At 43.4% G+C, this 16,758-nt stretch carries 18 protein-coding genes and 1 pseudogene; all 19 read left to right on the top strand.

Annotation, left to right across the window (positions count from 1 at the left end; translation table 11 throughout):
- The first annotated feature begins 5 nt into the window (after nucleotides 1–5).
- Nucleotides 6–881, top strand: coding sequence for a 5'-3' exonuclease (locus IEU81_RS01945; protein ID WP_186090054.1), 876 nt, complete (start codon nucleotides 6–8; stop codon nucleotides 879–881).
- Between the two features lie 5 nt (nucleotides 882–886).
- Complete coding sequence (locus IEU81_RS01940; RefSeq protein ID WP_092594726.1) at nucleotides 887–1,291, top strand: ribonuclease HI family protein; 405 nt, start codon at nucleotides 887–889, stop codon at nucleotides 1,289–1,291.
- Nucleotides 1,292–1,339: 48 nt separating this feature from the next.
- Nucleotides 1,340–1,510 (top strand): zinc-finger domain-containing protein, encoded by a 171-nt coding sequence (locus IEU81_RS01935; RefSeq protein ID WP_092594728.1) that lies wholly within the window; start codon nucleotides 1,340–1,342, stop codon nucleotides 1,508–1,510.
- A gap of 16 nt (nucleotides 1,511–1,526) precedes the next feature.
- Nucleotides 1,527–2,638: pseudogene (locus IEU81_RS01930) on the top strand (conserved virulence factor C family protein).
- A gap of 2 nt (nucleotides 2,639–2,640) precedes the next feature.
- A complete protein-coding gene (locus IEU81_RS01925; RefSeq protein WP_092594730.1) occupies nucleotides 2,641–3,081 on the top strand; it encodes a BrxA/BrxB family bacilliredoxin in 441 nt (146 codons plus the stop codon).
- A gap of 201 nt (nucleotides 3,082–3,282) precedes the next feature.
- Entirely contained in the window at nucleotides 3,283–4,236 is a 954-nt protein-coding gene (locus IEU81_RS01920) for a thymidylate synthase (protein ID WP_186090052.1), read from the top strand.
- 10 nt (nucleotides 4,237–4,246) lie between these two features.
- Entirely contained in the window at nucleotides 4,247–4,723 is a 477-nt protein-coding gene (locus IEU81_RS01915) for a dihydrofolate reductase (protein WP_092594734.1), read from the top strand.
- A 3-nt stretch (nucleotides 4,724–4,726) separates the two neighbouring features.
- Complete coding sequence (locus IEU81_RS01910) at nucleotides 4,727–5,278, top strand: DUF2140 family protein (protein ID WP_092594736.1); 552 nt, start codon at nucleotides 4,727–4,729, stop codon at nucleotides 5,276–5,278.
- 13 nt (nucleotides 5,279–5,291) lie between these two features.
- Nucleotides 5,292–5,813, top strand: a complete 522-nt coding sequence (gene msrA, locus IEU81_RS01905; RefSeq protein WP_186090051.1) for a peptide-methionine (S)-S-oxide reductase MsrA — start codon at nucleotides 5,292–5,294, stop codon at nucleotides 5,811–5,813.
- The gene (gene msrB, locus IEU81_RS01900) at nucleotides 5,813–6,247 is read left to right on the top strand and encodes a peptide-methionine (R)-S-oxide reductase MsrB (RefSeq protein ID WP_186090049.1); all 435 of its coding nucleotides are present in this window, start codon (nucleotides 5,813–5,815) and stop codon (nucleotides 6,245–6,247) included. Before msrA ends, msrB begins: the two co-directional genes overlap by 1 nt.
- Before the next feature lies 1 nt (nucleotide 6,248).
- The gene (locus IEU81_RS01895) at nucleotides 6,249–6,470 is read left to right on the top strand and encodes a YozE family protein (protein ID WP_092594742.1); all 222 of its coding nucleotides are present in this window, start codon (nucleotides 6,249–6,251) and stop codon (nucleotides 6,468–6,470) included.
- A gap of 13 nt (nucleotides 6,471–6,483) precedes the next feature.
- Entirely contained in the window at nucleotides 6,484–7,197 is a 714-nt protein-coding gene (gene deoD, locus IEU81_RS01890) for a purine-nucleoside phosphorylase (RefSeq protein WP_186090047.1), read from the top strand.
- 98 nt (nucleotides 7,198–7,295) lie between these two features.
- On the top strand, nucleotides 7,296–8,864 hold the full coding sequence (locus IEU81_RS01885; protein WP_373867763.1) for a S41 family peptidase: 1,569 nt from the start codon (nucleotides 7,296–7,298) through the stop codon (nucleotides 8,862–8,864).
- 99 nt (nucleotides 8,865–8,963) lie between these two features.
- Entirely contained in the window at nucleotides 8,964–10,040 is a 1,077-nt protein-coding gene (murG, locus tag IEU81_RS01880) for an undecaprenyldiphospho-muramoylpentapeptide beta-N-acetylglucosaminyltransferase (protein WP_092594748.1), read from the top strand.
- Nucleotides 10,037–10,660 (top strand): phosphatase PAP2 family protein, encoded by a 624-nt coding sequence (locus IEU81_RS01875; RefSeq protein ID WP_092594750.1) that lies wholly within the window; start codon nucleotides 10,037–10,039, stop codon nucleotides 10,658–10,660. The genes murG and IEU81_RS01875 overlap by 4 nt, the downstream gene beginning before the upstream one ends.
- 93 nt (nucleotides 10,661–10,753) lie before the next feature.
- Nucleotides 10,754–11,374 carry a GNAT family N-acetyltransferase gene (locus IEU81_RS01870; protein ID WP_092594752.1) on the top strand — a complete coding sequence of 207 codons (621 nt, stop codon included), beginning with the start codon at nucleotides 10,754–10,756 and terminating at the stop codon, nucleotides 11,372–11,374.
- Nucleotides 11,375–11,799: 425 nt separating this feature from the next.
- Nucleotides 11,800–12,474, top strand: a complete 675-nt coding sequence (locus IEU81_RS01865) for a response regulator transcription factor (protein WP_092594753.1) — start codon at nucleotides 11,800–11,802, stop codon at nucleotides 12,472–12,474.
- Entirely contained in the window at nucleotides 12,471–13,844 is a 1,374-nt protein-coding gene (locus IEU81_RS01860) for a HAMP domain-containing sensor histidine kinase (protein ID WP_092594755.1), read from the top strand. Before IEU81_RS01865 ends, IEU81_RS01860 begins: the two co-directional genes overlap by 4 nt.
- 109 nt (nucleotides 13,845–13,953) lie before the next feature.
- Nucleotides 13,954–16,752: a 2-oxoglutarate dehydrogenase E1 component gene (locus IEU81_RS01855; protein ID WP_092594757.1), complete on the top strand. Its 2,799-nt coding sequence runs from the start codon at nucleotides 13,954–13,956 to the stop codon at nucleotides 16,750–16,752.
- The last annotated feature ends 6 nt before the right edge of the window (nucleotides 16,753–16,758 follow it).

The raw sequence follows: 16,758 nt of genomic DNA, 5'->3' as shown, positions 1-16,758 counted from the left end.
CAGATGTGAGCCAGCATACACTTATTATCGACGGCATGGCTTTATTGTTTCGTCACTTTTACGCGACAAGTTTTCGCAATCAGTTTATGTACAACAAGAAAGACTTGCCGACAAACGGCGTACAGGGCATGCTGAGACATACCTTTAAACTTTTAGAACTCACCCAGCCTGACCATGTCATCGTCGCCTGGGATATGGGCTCGAAATCCGTGCGCAATGAATGGTTCGAAGGCTATAAAGCCAACCGGGTCGCACCGCCGGAAGAAATGGTGCCGCAATTCGACATGATTAAAGATGTCATTCACGATATCGGCTTTTACCAGGACGGTGTCAGAGGCTATGAAGCGGATGATGTCATCGGCACAGTGGCACAGCATATCGATGATTTAACTATTGTGAGCGGCGACCGTGATTTACTGCAGCTGATTAACCGGACCAACAGAATCTGGCTGACAAAAAAAGGCTATACAGAATACCATCATTACAACTACGATGCCTTTTTAGACCAGTACGGCATTACGCCCGAGCAGTTTATCGATGTGAAGGCGCTGATGGGAGATGCGAGTGACGGCTATTCAGGTGTCCAGGGCATCGGGGAAAAGACGGCTTTAAAACTCATTCAGACTCACGGCTCCGTCGAAGCACTCTTAAATAATCTCGATACGCTGACGCCAAAAATGCAGGAGAAGATCAATAATGATATGGAGTCTCTGCAGATGTCGCAAAGACTGGCCCGCATCATTACGGATGTCCCGCTTAAAATAGATACTATGATGGACAACAGCCGCTTAAATTTGGATACTGTGCATATTAACAATGTTCTTGCTGATCATGACCTCAGCGTCGCACAAAAATACTTATCCACTTTAAACTTCAGGTGATAACGATGGCTAAAGTTTATATCGATGCCGCAGCCAGCTTAAATCCTAAGCTCGCTGCAGGTGCCGTCATTATTAAAGACAATACGCTAAATTTTGAAAAGACGGTATTTCTCGGTGAAATGGACAACCATGAAGCGGAGTGGGCCACGCTGCTGTTTGCTGTACGTGAAGCGGCTGCGCTCGACATTACATCGATGATTGTCTATACAGACTCTAAAATTATTGTAGATACTTTCGATAAACAGCACGTTAAAAACAAAGTATTTAAATCGTACTTTGACAAACTCCTTCCTTTAACAAATGCACTCGATATGTTTATAATTACTCATACACCGAGAAAAAATAATCGCGGTGCGGACAATTTAGCAAAGGCGTGCCTGTATAAAGAGAGAAAATCATATAAAGACTAAAAATCTATTCTTTTAATGATGCCGTAATTTTAATAATGAGGTATGATAATGGATACGAAAGTACTTGAAAAAATTAATAAATTGGAACAGACCTACTGCAAAGGATGTCTGTTAAAAGAAGTTAACCGCACTGAAGGCAGCAAGTCCGCTGCCCATTCATTCTGCATTACGGAATGTTCCGTCGGCATTGATATGAAAATGTACGGCAATAAACTATAATACTGGAGGCACCACCATGGAAATTGTTAGAATAGAACCGACACCAAGTCCAAATACTATGAAGATTACTGTTAATGAAACAAAACAGGACATGAAATCTTCAACTTATAAAGAGATCACAGAGGATACACCGGCTTTTATCGCGCGTGTTCTTGAACTTGAAAGTGTAACCAGCGTCTTTCATGCGCTTGATTTTATCTCTGTAGATAAAAAAGCGAAAGTTGAATGGGATGATCTGATTCCTGAAATTGAGGCGACATTTAACAAGACTGATGCCGGTGATACAAAAAAAGGCTGACACCTGAGTCAAACTTCGGTGAAGTAGACACTCAGGTTCTTACTTTTAAAGGGATTCCTTACCAAGTGAAGTTAAATGACGGTGAAGAACACCGCCGCCAATTGCCGGACCGTTTTACACAAGCTGTCACAGCAGCGACTCTACCTGAAGATAATATTATTTTCTCACGTAAGTGGGAAAGTCTGTCATCTCGTTACGGCAGCCCGGAGGACGTCTTTACAGAAGTGATCGAAGAGCTTGAAGCCCTGTACCCGGCTGATGTGCTGAAGCAGATGACTGACGAAGCAAAAAATCGCGTGCAGCCTGCACCTAAAAAGTATTTTAAAGTATCGCTTGAAGACTTTAAAAATACTGAAGACTGGAAAGAAAGGCTGTATATGCTCAGTCATTTTGATACGCCGGACGCAGCGGATTACCCGCTCTTATCCCATGCTTTAGATGATGAGAAGATGCAGGTCAGACGTATTGCAGTCAGTCTGCTGGCCATGATTGAATCAAAAGAGACACTGCAGTATTTAAGCCAGGCCATGAAAGACCGGGCAGTGCCGGTCAGAAGAACGGCTGCGGATGCATACAGTGATTTAGGCTTTAAAGAAGGCTTGACAGATATGTACGAGGCACTGGGTGACAAGAGCCCAATCGTCCGTTGGCGCGCTGCCATGTTTATATATGAAATGGGAGATGAAAGCAGTCTCCAAGCATTGCGTCCACATCAGGATGATTCACAATACGACGTCAGACTGCAAATAGAAATGGCGATCACCCGTATTGAACAGGGTGAGTCCGCACTCGGCAGCGTGTGGAAACAAATGCAGAACAGGGAGCGATAAACATGGATGCATATCAGGCATATATGAGAGAAATTGCAGAACCGATGAGAAAAGAACTGACAAATTACGATTTTGAAGAATTAACAACTGAAGATGACGTCCGCGGTTTTATGGATAACTCTAAGGCAGACGAAACAACTTTCGTTGTAATTAACAGTGTCTGCGGCTGTGCAGCAGGTCTGGCAAGACCAGCAGCTGTGACTGTCACTAATCAGAACCCGGTTAAACCTGACCGTCTGGCTACAGTATTTGCCGGCCAGGAGCGTCCGGCGACTGCCGCCATGCGCGAATATATTGATGCAGCCCCATCCAGCCCGTCATTTGCTTTATTTAAAGGCAAAGAGCTGGTGTCATTTACTGCACGTGAAAATATTGAAAACAGATCGATTGAAGATATTATGATGGACTTAAAAGAAGATTTCGATAAATACTGTGCAAAATAAAAAAGGAAAGGGCATGCCCTTTCCTTTTTTCATAAGTATTATATTACTCGTAGATGCACATTGTAATCATGTAGCCTGCAAGTAAAGTTAAACCGATTGTGAATAAAATTTCCATTCAAAACACTCCGATCACTCGTATATTTTCTCTGTCGTTAATATTAATTATATAGAATTACATAATAAAAGAAAAGGGTGATTTTTATGAATTCATTTGATGATGCGTATCACCAGCTGATGAACCGCGTAATGACTGAAGGCACAGAAAAGACAGACCGTACAAATACCGGCACAAAATCCGTTTTCGGCCACCAGATGCGCTTTGACTTAAACGAAGGTTTTCCGCTGTTAACGACAAAAAAAGTATCCTTTAAACTCGTTGCAACAGAGTTAATCTGGTTCTTAAGAGGGGATACGAATATTAAATATCTGCTCGGCTACAATAACAACATTTGGAACGAGTGGGCCTTTAAAAAATATGTTGAATCATCCGACTATACCGGCCCGGATATGACAGACTTCGGCCGTAGAGCACTGACTGATGAAACATTTAAGGCAGACTACAAAAATGAGATGGATGAGTTTAAAGCGCGGATTTTATCGGATGATGCCTTTAGTAAAAAATACGGCACGCTCGGCAATGTATACGGCAAGCAATGGCGCCATTGGCAAGGGCCAAACGGCGAAGTCATCGACCAGATTAAAAATCTGATCGACGGCATTAAAAACAAGCCGGACTCAAGACGGCATATCGTCAGCGCCTGGAATCCGGCTGAGATCGAGACTATGGCCTTGCCGCCGTGTCATACGCTGTTTCAGTTTTACGTAGCCGACGGCGTCCTCAGCCTGCAGCTCTACCAGCGGAGCGGGGATATCTTTTTAGGCATTCCATTTAATATCGCGAGCTACAGTCTGCTGCTGGCGCTCGTAGCCAGAGAATGCGGCTTAAAAACAGGCGACTTCATTCATACGATTGGGGATGCGCATATTTACTCCAATCATTACGATGCGGTCAATACTCAATTATCACGGACGAGCTATCCGGCAGCTGACTTAAAAATTAATTCGGACAAATCGATGTTCGAACTTGAATACGAAGACTTTGAAATTGTAAATTATCAATCCCACCCGGCAATCAAAGCGCCGATTGCAGTATAGGAGGATGAAGATGGTATCATTAATCGTGGCACACGCCAGACAGAACGTCATCGGCTTTATGGGCGATATGCCCTGGAGTCTGCCGGCTGATTTAAAACATTTAAAAGAACTGACAACGGGTAATACTATAGTAATGGGCAGAAAAACATTTGAAACCTTAAAAAAACCGCTGCCGAACCGGAGAAATGTCGTACTCACGTCCAATCAAAACTTTTCGGCAGAAGGCTTCGATGTGATTCATTCGATTGAAGAGATTGAATCTCTGCCCGGTAAAGTATTTATTTTCGGCGGCAGCACGATTTACAAACAGGCCATGCACCTGGTCGATGAAATGTATATTACAGTCATCGACGCCAGCTTTGCCGGAGACACTTTCTTCCCGTCCTACGATATAAATCAATGGACCGTGGAATCAAAAATCAAAGGCATTCAAGACGATAAAAACCGCTATCCGCATACTTTCTTCCAGCTGACAAGAAGGCTGTAAGTCATGACTAAAAAAGTATGGATGACCTTATTTTTTATCCTGCTGGCGATTAACATTGTTTGTCTCATTGCTGTCTTTTTATTTTTTAATCAGTCGTATGAAGAGACAGCTCAAAATGAGTCTGCGCAAGAACCGCAGGATATAGAATTTATTTTATCGAATAGTACAGTCGAATCGCTCATTAACGAAAATATTCCCTATAAAGAATTCACAGTGGATATTAATACGAACGGCATCGATGTCGATATTGCTCAACAGCTGCTCGGTTTCGATATTAACTCGAGCATTTCCGGTGAACCCGTCGTCAGCGGCAATACGATTATTATCGAGCTGACAGATTTAAACTTAGCGGGTCTGCCTATCAATGGAGATGTGCTCTATACCGCGCTCAGAAATCTTGTCGATTTACCTGCAGGTATTGAGATGAGCGAAGAGGAGCGGGCCATTGTAATCGATATGTCGATCTTCGAACAGTATTTTGGCGTCGAACTTCAGGTCGATACAATAGACTATGAAAACGATGCATGGTATTTTTCAATTAACAACACTTTTTAGGAGGAATTAAATTATGGCAACTGCAACTTTAGCAGGCGGATGTTTCTGGTGTTTAATTAAACCGTTCGATCAGTGGGACGGCGTCAATGAAATTATTTCAGGCTACTCTAACGGGGATGAGCCCGATCCAACTTATGCACAAGTCTCTACAGGTGAAACAGGCCACGTAGAAGCCGTGCAAATCGACTTTGACGAAAATACGATGAGCTACCGCGCACTGCTTGAAATCTTCTTTAAAACATTTGACCCGACAGATATCGGCGGCCAGTTTGGCGACCGCGGACCGCAGTACATGCCGGCGATTTTTTATCACGATGAGAACCAGCATGAAATCGCACTGCAGGTCATTAAAGAACTCGACGAAGCAAAAATTTTCAGCGCATCGATTAATACGCCGGTGCTGCCGTATAAAAATTTCTACAAAGCAGAAGAAGAACACCAGGATTTCTACAAGAAAAATACAGGGCATTACAATGCTTTTTATAAAGGTTCAGGACGACAAGGATTCGTCGAAAATGTATGGGGTGAAAAATAATGGCTAGAAAAGATATTAATGAACTGTCAGATCTTGAAAGACAAGTGATGAAAGAGAACGGTACGGAAGCACCGTTTGAAAATGAATACTGGAAACATTTCGAAGAGGGGATTTACGTCGATAAACTGAGCGGCAAGCCGCTGTTTACGTCTAATGATAAATTTGATTCTTCATGCGGCTGGCCGAGCTTTGCCAAATCAGCGTCCGAAGAAGACGTATCGGAACATCTCGATACGACTTTTGGCATGCGCCGCACCGAAGTCAGAAGTGAAACTTCAGATTCCCATCTCGGCCACGTCTTTCCCGACGGACCGAAAGAACTCGGCGGTTTAAGATACTGCATCAACTCTGCAGCGCTTGATTTTATTCCTAAAGCAGATCTTGAAAAAGAAGGCTACGGTGAATACGTCAATCTCTTAGAGTCCGGTGAGTAATATGAAAGACCGTCCATATTATCAGTATATGAAAACACAAGCCGGTGCGAAAAATGACACCGGTAAACTGGCAAATCATATCGCTGACGACATGTCTTTTCCAAAATACTCAAATAATTACCATGAAATTTCAGATTATCTTGAAAAGAACCCGTATCTTAATATATCATTAGATACGTTTGATGAAAGTTTTTCAGATTACAAAGAATGGCTACAATCATAGAGGAGATGAAAGTATGAGTGTTCATATTAATGCACAAAAAGGCGATATCGCCGATACTATTTTACTGCCGGGGGATCCGCTCCGTGCCAAGTATATCGCTGAAACATTTTTAGAAGACGTGGTCTGCTACAACGAAGTCCGCAACATGTTCGGCTATACAGGAACTTACAAAGGCAAAAGAATTTCTGTACAGGGTACAGGCATGGGTGTTCCGTCAATTTCGATTTACATTCATGAATTAATGCGCGATTACGGCGTTAAAAACTTAATCCGCGTCGGTACGGCCGGTGCCTTAAAAGAAGAAGTTAAAGTCCGCGACGTTGTGATTGCACAAAGTGCAACGACTGACTCATTCCAAAACACTAAACTGTTCGACAATGTGAGCTACGCTCCGACGTCAAACTTTGAATTGCTGTTATCGAGTTACAACGAAGCTCAAAAACGCGGTCTCGATGTTAAAGTCGGCAATGTTTACACAGCAGACTCTTTCTACGATTCTAAAACAGACACGAAGCAGCTCGCTGACTACGGAGTACTTGCCGTTGAAATGGAATCTGCAGCCCTGTTTACTATTGCTGAAGAATACAAAGCGCGTGCGCTTGCTATTCTGACAATTTCTGATCACCTGATTACAGGCGAAGTCACGTCTGCAGAAGAAAGACAGACTACTTTCAACGATATGATTGAAGTTGCACTCGATGCAGCAGTGCCGTTTATCGGAAAATAATATATCTATCATGATGAAGAACAGTGATTTCACTGTTCTTTTCTTTTCTTTAGGCCGCTAAACTGATAATATATGAGTAATACATAGGTAGAAATTAGGTGCATATTTTGAGCGAAGATAACAAGCAACCGAACGAACAGCGAAAAACCCGTTCCGTTCAAATGAATATATTCTGGTTTATCGTCATTATTTTAACGACGATAATAATCAGTGTGATTATTACAGCAATATCAATTTCCAATAACCAGGAACGCGCTGTTAACGTCGGCACGGATACCCGTACTGAATTTGCTAAACTGTACAGCGTCTACGATACGCTGACTGAAAACTATTACGAGGATGTCGATTCTGACGCTCTCATTGAATCATCGATCCGCGGCATGGTCGAAGGACTTGAAGATCCTTACAGTGAATATATGAATATCGATGAAACCGGCGACTTCGAAGAAAGCATTACCGGTGACTTTGAAGGCATCGGTGCTGAAGTGATGCAGGAAGGCAGCAAGATTATCATTTCCAGTCCGATGAAGGGATCACCTGCAGAAGAGGCAGGCCTTGAACCGGGTGACCAGATTCTTGCTGTTGACGGTGAATCGCTTGAAGGTATGACGACGACGGATGCAGTCCAGCTGATCCGCGGTGAAAAAGGCACAGATGTTGTCTTAACGATTCAGCGCGGCGAGGGCAGCTCATCAGATGTTACCGTCACGAGAGATACGATTCACATCGACAGTGTCACTTACGAAGAAATTGAAGGCGTCGGCCATATCAGTGTCAACAGATTCCAGCAGGGCACGACCGATGAGTTCAGTAAATTTATCGATCAGGCAGCAGAAGACGGTGTCAAAGAACTGATCGTCGACTTCCGCTATAATCCAGGCGGTCTGCTAAACGAAGCCGTGACATTGATCAACCAGTTCGTCGATCCTGATACGACTGCGCTTTACCTTGAAGACAACCAGGGCAATCAGCAGGAAATCGTCACTGAAAATGAGAAAAATGAGAATACAGAATCATTCGATGATGTCTACATTTTAATCAATGAAGGATCAGCCAGTGCTTCAGAAGTATTTACAGGCGCTCTAAATGATTTAACTGACGTGCAGATTGCAGGGACAACGTCATTCGGTAAAGGTGTCGTACAGCGGACGTCAGAGTTTAAAGATAACTCTATGCTGAAATATACGAACACTAAATGGCTGACACCTGAAAAAACATGGGTGCAGGACGAAGGCATTACACCGGATATCGAACTGATTAATCCGGATTACTACCGCATTCAGCTTCTGACCGAAGACGAAGTCTTCACAGAAGGTCAGACGAATGAAAAAGTATTGTCCATTAAGGTCGCACTCGATGAGCTCGGCTACAATATTACAACTTTCGATGAGAATTTCGATGCAAATCTGACTCAGGCAGTGACAAGCTATCAAAACGATAAAAACCTGGAAGCCGACGGCATTGTCACAGGTGATACAACAACGGAATTACTCAGCGATATCCGCGAGAAAATTAATAACAACGATGCTCAGCTCAATTATTTAATCGATTATATTAACGGCGACATGTCCATTAAAGAAATCGAACAGCAGGCCCGGAATAATGCCACGCACATTCCGCCGGTCGTTGAAGATGAGCAGAATTTAACAGAAGAAGACAAAGAATAAGATAAAATTCCGTACCGGCGAGAGCATGTACGGAATTTTTCTTGTCGCTGAATAATAAATAGTTTAAAGTAAAGTCAATAAGTATTATGGAGGGCGCGTATGGTTTCAGAAAATAAAAAAGTGATGTTGACAGGCGGCGGTACAGTCGGCCATGTGATGCTGAACAAACTCTTAATCCCTGAACTGGAAAAGAAAAATGTCCAACCGCATTATATCGGTTCAAAAAAAGGAATCGAGAAAGATATTATTAAAGATCTCGATATTCCTTATCATGAAATTTCAAGCGGCAAGCTGCGCCGTTATTTATCATTTGAAAATTTAAAAGATATTTTTAAAGTGGTTAAAGGCGTCACCGATGCCAAGAAAATCTTAAAACGTGAAAAACCGCTGTTCGTCTTTTCTAAAGGCGGCTTCGTCTCAGTTCCTGTCGTTTTGGCAGCGGCTGCGACAGATGTTCCGGTCTATATTCACGAATCGGATTTAACGCCGGGTCTCGCTAATAGAATCGCCGGAAAATTTGCGACTAAAGTGTACTGTACTTTTGAAAAAACAGTCGACAAGTTCACTGATACAAACGCTGAATATCTCGGACCAGTTATTCGTCCCGAGCTCTTAGCCGGCAGCAACGAAAAAGGCCATGCTTTAACCGGCTTTAATTCGGCTAAACCTGTCGTCATTATTATGGGCGGCTCACTTGGCGCCAAAAAGATTAATGAATTTGTGCATGCTAATATCGACGCACTCACTGACAAATATCAGGTGATTCATTTAACCGGTAAAGGCAATACAAACGATAAAATTAAAAGCCCCGGCTATATACAGTACGAATTTGTTAACGACGAACTCGCCGATTTGCTGGCAATTAGCGATATTGTTATTTCACGGAGCGGCTCTAACGCAATATTTGAACTGCTGCTGGCAAAAAAACCAATGATTCTCGTCCCGCTCGGTTTAGATCAGAGCCGCGGCGATCAAATTCAAAATGCCAAGTACTTTAAAAAACAGGGCTACGCTGAACTGCTCGAGGAAGAGCATTTGAATCGGGAGAACTTATTTGAGAAACTGGATTTTATCGAAAAAAATTACAGTGAAATCACTTATAAAATGACTCAGTTTAAGCACGGCTTTGAACCTGCATCGCTTGCAGACAAATTAATCGAGGAGGCGTCACAGTGAGCCGCCAGAAAAAAATGTCTTTATTTCTAGTCTTCACTTTAATATTCGGCGTTATCGCCATCTTTCATGAATCGAGACTCGGCCGCTGGATCGACCGCGAAGTCTACGAATTCATTTACGCATCGGAAAGTTTTATAACGACGGCGCTGATGCTCGGCTTCACCCAGCTCGGCGAAGTATTATCGATGATCGTAATGTCTTTAATTCTAATTTCAATTTTAATGCTGTATAAATTAAAGATTCATACGCTCTTTATCGTTATTTCAATGCTGGCATCGACGATTTTAGTTCCGGCGCTGAAACATTCATTCGACCGCGAGCGTCCGTCTCTCCTTCGTCTGATTGAAATTTCGGGCTTCAGTTTTCCAAGCGGTCACGCAGTCGGATCAACGATATTTTTCGGGTCGCTCGGCACGATTATCGGTCATACTAATTTAAATAATAAAGCACTGTTGATGACCGTATGTGCGACATTTATACTGATGATTTCATCATCCAGAGTTTACCTCGGCGTGCACTATCCAACAGACGTGCTGGCCGGCGTTGTCATCGGTCTGGCAGTCGTTGTCGGCACGAGTGCGCTGCTCCATCATAAGCTTAAAAAACCGGCGCTGATTTAAATAAATTTATTTGCTCATATTTTTATTGCTTAAAATATTTCCAGGACCTATAATGAAATTGCTTTCTGAAAATATAACGCGAGGTGAGAAAATATGGCAATAAATTTATACGAAAACATTACGCTCGAAAACGACAGAATCAGACTGGTGCCCATGCAGCTGAGTCATGCAAAAGAACTGCAGGAAATTAATCACGACAGTATATGGACCTACATGCTGTTTCAGGCAACCACTGAAGAAGCCATGAGCGAATGGATTCAAAGTGCAATTGAACTGCGTAATCAGCTGACTTCAATTCCGTTTGTTGTCATATTAAAAGCAACCGGCGAAGTCGTCGGCGCCACGCGGATTCAGCATATGGACTACGAACGCCAGAGCGCAGAAATCGGCGCCTCCTGGTTCGGCACGAAAGCCCAGCGCACATTTATAAACTCCGACAGCAAATTCCTGCTTTTAGAATACTGCTTCGAAGTCTTAAAATTGATGCGCGTCCAAGTGCGGGCAGATGAAAGAAACGTCCGCAGCAACAAGGCCATCGAGCGCATCGGCTTTACGAAAGAAGGCGTCATCCGTAAAGAACGCGCCCTTCATGGTGTGCCGCGCAATTTAATCATCTATTCAATTATCGATGACGAGTGGCCGGAAGTTAAAACTAATCTGCTGATTAAACAGCAGAGTTACATGATGGAAACACCGAATACAATTGTAAGTTAATATATCAGCTCCCTGTCCGGCGGACGCCGGACGGGGAGCTTTTTTTGTGGGATTTGGCAGATACTTTTTGTAGGGAGGGCTACACTGTCAGTCAAATGGCTTTGACTGACACTGTGGATTGGATTTAGCTCAAAAAAGGATTTGGCAGATACTTAAAAGAGCTACACTGTCAGACAAACAACTTTGACTGACACTGTGACCGAGATCCAGCCCAAAAAAGGATTCCCGAGATACTTAAAAAACTACACTGTCAGTCAAACAGCTTTGACTGACACTGTGCTCATCACCTAAGTAAAAATCCTCGCCAAACCCCGCTCTTTATCCTCCAAATGAACCCAGCCCGCACGGGAATCAGCCAGAACACAGCTTTAGTTTTCAAATTTTAAATATTTCATGATAATATGTAGACAAAGTAGGTGAGGCTTATGCCGGAAGTATTAGTTGTTGAAGACGAAACGAATTTAGCCCGTTTCATAGAATTGGAATTAGGCCATGAAGGCTACAGTGTAACTTTGGCCGAGGATGGCCAGGAAGGGTTTAATCTGGCATCGGAGAATGATTACGATGTCATTCTTTTAGACTTGATGCTGCCTAAGCTGAATGGTCTCGAAGTCTGCAGACGGCTTCGGAAAACGAAAGATACGCCGATTATAATTATTACGGCCAAAGGTGACACGTACGATAAAGTCGTCGGTCTCGATTACGGGGCGGATGATTATATCGTGAAGCCCTTTGAAATTGAAGAGCTGCTGGCGCGCCTCAGAGTGATTATGCGCCGCAACAAGTCGGCTGAGACGAGTCACGATACGCTCGATCTGCACGGGATTTCTATCGATACGTCAGCTTATACGGTTGCCATTGATGATACGCCAATCGAGCTGACTAAAACGGAGCACGAGCTGCTGCATCTGCTCGTGAAAAATATGGGCATCGTCATGAAGCGCGAACAGATTCTCGATATTATATGGGGTTACGACAGTGAAGTCGAGACGAATGTCGTCGATGTGTATATCAGATATCTGCGCAATAAGTTAAAGCCTTTTGGCAAGGATAAACTGATTGAGACTGTACGCGGTGTCGGATATGTGATCCGCCAATGACAGCGTCCACTTCACTCAGAAGCCAGTGGCTGAAATTATCGATTCTCATTATTACGATTACTTATCTCTTATTCAGCTCGCTTTTAATTTACGCGACGAGTGTTTATTTAAAGGACCAGGAGTACCGGTCGGTATCGAGAAGCTTATCCGACGTCAGTTCCCTGTATGAAAATCAGCCGTTCAACTCGATTTCTGAAAGGGAAATCTATACGAGCCTCTACGATAACCAGCAAATGGGGCTATACACGCTGAGCGGGGAAGAGGTCTACCGCTGGCCGGTCAGGTCCACGCTCGATATCGATACGGATTTTGAAGCGACTGTCAATCCGGTGATTGAAAGACGGAGCATCGACGGCGAGGATCATCTCGTCGGCACGAGAATGCTTCAGTCGGATTACTGGCACGGCTATGTGACGGTCGTCCATCCTTTAAACGAATACAATACGATTATTCGCATGATGCTGTTCATCGCGACGATTATCGGGTTTTTATCGATTACATTTACGTCGATTATCAGTTATTTCTTCTCGATTCAAATGGTTAAGCCGATCGGCAAGTTTACCGGTCAGCTGAAGAAAAATGAAAACCAGGGCTTCGCCGAACGTCTGGATCTAAAAACTAATATTGTTGAGACTGATTATATGATTGAATCCTTTAATAATATGATGAGCGCCTTGGAAGAGTCTTATAATCAGCAGAAACAGTTCGTCGAAGATGCGTCTCACGAACTGCGCACCCCGCTGCAAATTATTCAGGGTCACCTGCAGCTGATTAACCGCTGGGGCAGAAACAGCCCGGAAGTGCTCGATGAGTCGCTCGGCATTTCAATTGAAGAATTGAAACGCATTAACAAGCTGGTGGAGGAGCTTCTTCTCTTAACAAAAAACGAAGGGGAAGGCTCGCTGTTAAATGAGTATATTAATTTAAACGATGAAATCACCAGCCGGCTTGACAGTCTCGATAAAGTTCACCCGGATTATACGTTTGAAGCGAAGCTTGAGCAGGGCAGAGTCATGTACCCGATCAATAATTATCACTTTGAGCAGATGCTGATTATTTTCCTCGATAACGCCATAAAATTCGATACGGAGAATAAGCACATTACAGTGTCATCCGAGACTGCTGATGACGGCAGTATTGAGATTCAAATTACGGATAGCGGCATCGGTATTCCAAAAGAGGAAATCGATCAGGTATTCAACAGATTTTACCGCGTCGATAAATCGAGAAGCCGCGATCAGGGCGGCAATGGTCTCGGCTTATCCATCGCCAAAAAAATTGTTGAATTATACCGCGGAACAGTTTGGATTTCAAGTGCAGAAGGGGAATCTACGACGGTTCACATTAAATTCCCAAAACCAAAAAAATAAATTGTCAAACATTGGTGAACATAAACAATTACGCTTTCATGTAGTTTGGTAAAATGGTAAAATTTAAGATGTAAAGAGTATTTAAAAAATATAAAGAGGTGGCAGTACAATGCAACAAAATGAAGTTGAGAATGCTCCTGTAAGATTTGGAACAAATCTGGGTATGATTCTTGAGTATTTTGACATGTACAAAGAAGACCCAAATTCAGTTTCGGAAGAAATGCAGCTCTTATTCGAAAGCATTTCAACAAATGAAGGAAGTAATACTCGTCAATCGGAGAAAGCACTCAGTTCAGCCGGACAGGACAAAATCAAAGGTATTTTACAGTGGTTAAATGACATCAGACAATATGGTCATTTAAAAGCAGATGTGTATCCGTTATACAAACCGGAAATCAACAATGCACCTGACTTTGATTTTAATGCCTACGGTTTTACAGATGCTGATCTGGAAAGCCTGCCAGCGGATATCGTTTCAGAAGCACTTGGCAGCAAGTTCGATAACGCACTGGATGCAGCGCGCTATTTAGAACAGCTCTATACTTCTCCGCTGTCATATGAATACACTCATATTAACAACAGCGAAGAAAGAGACTGGCTTCAGAATGCCATTGAAAGTCATGGAGAAATTAATCTTTCAAATGAAGAAAAACTTCACCTTTTTAAAGAATTAGTAAAAACTGAAGGATTTGAAAAATACCTTCACAAAAACTTCGTCGGCGCAAAACGCTTTTCAATCGAAGGTGTTGACTCGCTTGTACCAATGCTCGACCACCTGCTGCTGCGCATGGCTGAAGAAAACATTCCACACCTGCAAATCGGTATGGCGCACCGCGGACGTTTAAACGTTCTGACGCATACGCTGCAAAAACCGTACGCAATGATGCTGAGTGAGTTTATGTCGACTGATCCTATGAAATTCCTGCCGGAAGATGGTTCATTAAAACTGACTAACGGCTGGATGGGCGACGTTAAATATCACCTCGGCGGGGTGAAAACAAGAACTGACAAAGGGATTGAACAGACTGTCACTCTGGCGAATAACCCGTCACACCTTGAAATCGTCGGTCCTGTAGTTCAAGGACGCACACGCGCTCAACAGGAACAGACGAATCAAGCGGGCAAAGCCGTTCACGATGTCGATAACTCTGTCGGCGTGATTATTCACGGTGACGCTGCCTTCCCAGGTCAAGGTGTCAACCCTGAGTCAATGAACTTATCTAACTTAGAAGGTTATTCTGTCGGCGGTGCACTGCACATCATTACTAACAACCGCATCGGCTTTACGACTGAAGAGTGGGACGGACGTTCAACTTTATATGCATCAGACATTGCTAAAGGTTTCGATATGCCGGTATTCCACGTTAACGCTGACCGTCCGGAGTACGTGCTCCGCGTCATCGACATTGCGATTCAGTACCGTCAGAAATTCAAAAAAGATTTAGTCATTGACTTAATCGGTTACCGCCGTTACGGCCACAACGAAATGGATGAGCCGATGACGACGAATCCTGAGCTTTATAACGAAGTGAACAACTATCCATCTATCGATAATCTGTACGGCGACCAGCTTGTTAGTGAAGGCGTCATTACAGAAGAAGATAAAAACAATATCATGCAGGCGATTCAGGATGAATTAAGAGCCGAGCACGATAAAATCGATAAGGCTGATACAGTCGTCACTAAAGATATCAAGACGCCGGATGAAATTTTAGAAGGTCATGCCAACGAAGTTGAAGAAGATATTACCCTCGACAGACTGGCTAAAATTAACGAAGAACTGCTTGACTATCCGGAAGACTTTGCGCCGATGAAAAAACTGAACAACGTTTTATCACGCCGCAAAAAACCGTTTGAAGATGACAGTGCACTTGTAGACTGGGCACATGCAGAAGCGTTAGCCTTTGCAACGATTAACCAGGACGGCACAGCGATCCGCTTTACAGGGGAAGACGCTGAGCGCGGTACATTCGCACACCGTCACGCAGTGCTGCACGATCCAGAAACAGGCAAGAAACACACGCCGCTCCACAATATCAGTGACGCTAAAGCATCATTTGAGCTTTATAACTCACCGTTAACTGAAATGGCAGTCGTTGCCTATGAATACGGCTACAACGTTGAAAACAACAGCGCACTGACAATTTGGGAAGCACAGTACGGCGACTTCTCAAACATGGCGCAGCCGATCTTCGACGTATTCATGTCATCTGCACATTCTAAATGGGGTGAAAGAACTGCATTGACACTTCTGCTGCCGCACGCGCAAGAAGGTCAAGGTCCTGAACACTCTTCTGCAAGACTGGAAAAATATTTACAGTTATGTGCAGAAAACAATATGACTGTTGTGAACTTATCAAGCAGTGCAAACTACTTCCACTTGTTAAGAAGACAAGCGAAGTACTTAAACACAGAAAAAATGCGTCCGCTGGTAGTTATGTCACCGAAAAGTCTGCTGCGTAACGCAACAGCGAGCCAGCCGGTCAGCGAATTTGTAAACAATCAGTTCCACGAAATTATCGTGCCTGAATATAAGAAAACTAAAGTTAAAACAGCAGTCATCGCCAGCGGTAAAGTCGCAGTCGATCTGCTGGAAGCACAAGCGAAAGCTGAAACAGAAAATGATGAGCTGTTAATCATCAGACTGGAACAGCTGTATCCGTTCCCTGCAGAAGCAATTAAAGCTGTCTTCGATGATTTAACTAATCTGAAAGAAGTGCGCTTCGTTCAGGAAGAACCGCAAAACCAAGGTGCATATCACTTTATCCTGCCTTATCTGCTCGACTTAGTCCCTGCTAAAGCAGAACTGAATTACGTCGGCAGAAAAGCAAGTGCATCGACTGCAGAAGGTAACGGCGGATCTTATAAACTCGTACAGCAAAGCATTATTGAGAAAGCTTTAAAATAATAGGGG

The organism is Jeotgalicoccus aerolatus, from assembly GCF_014635205.1.
GTDB lineage: Bacteria > Bacillota > Bacilli > Staphylococcales > Salinicoccaceae > Jeotgalicoccus > Jeotgalicoccus aerolatus.
This window is presented reverse-complemented; position numbering and strand designations above follow the sequence as displayed.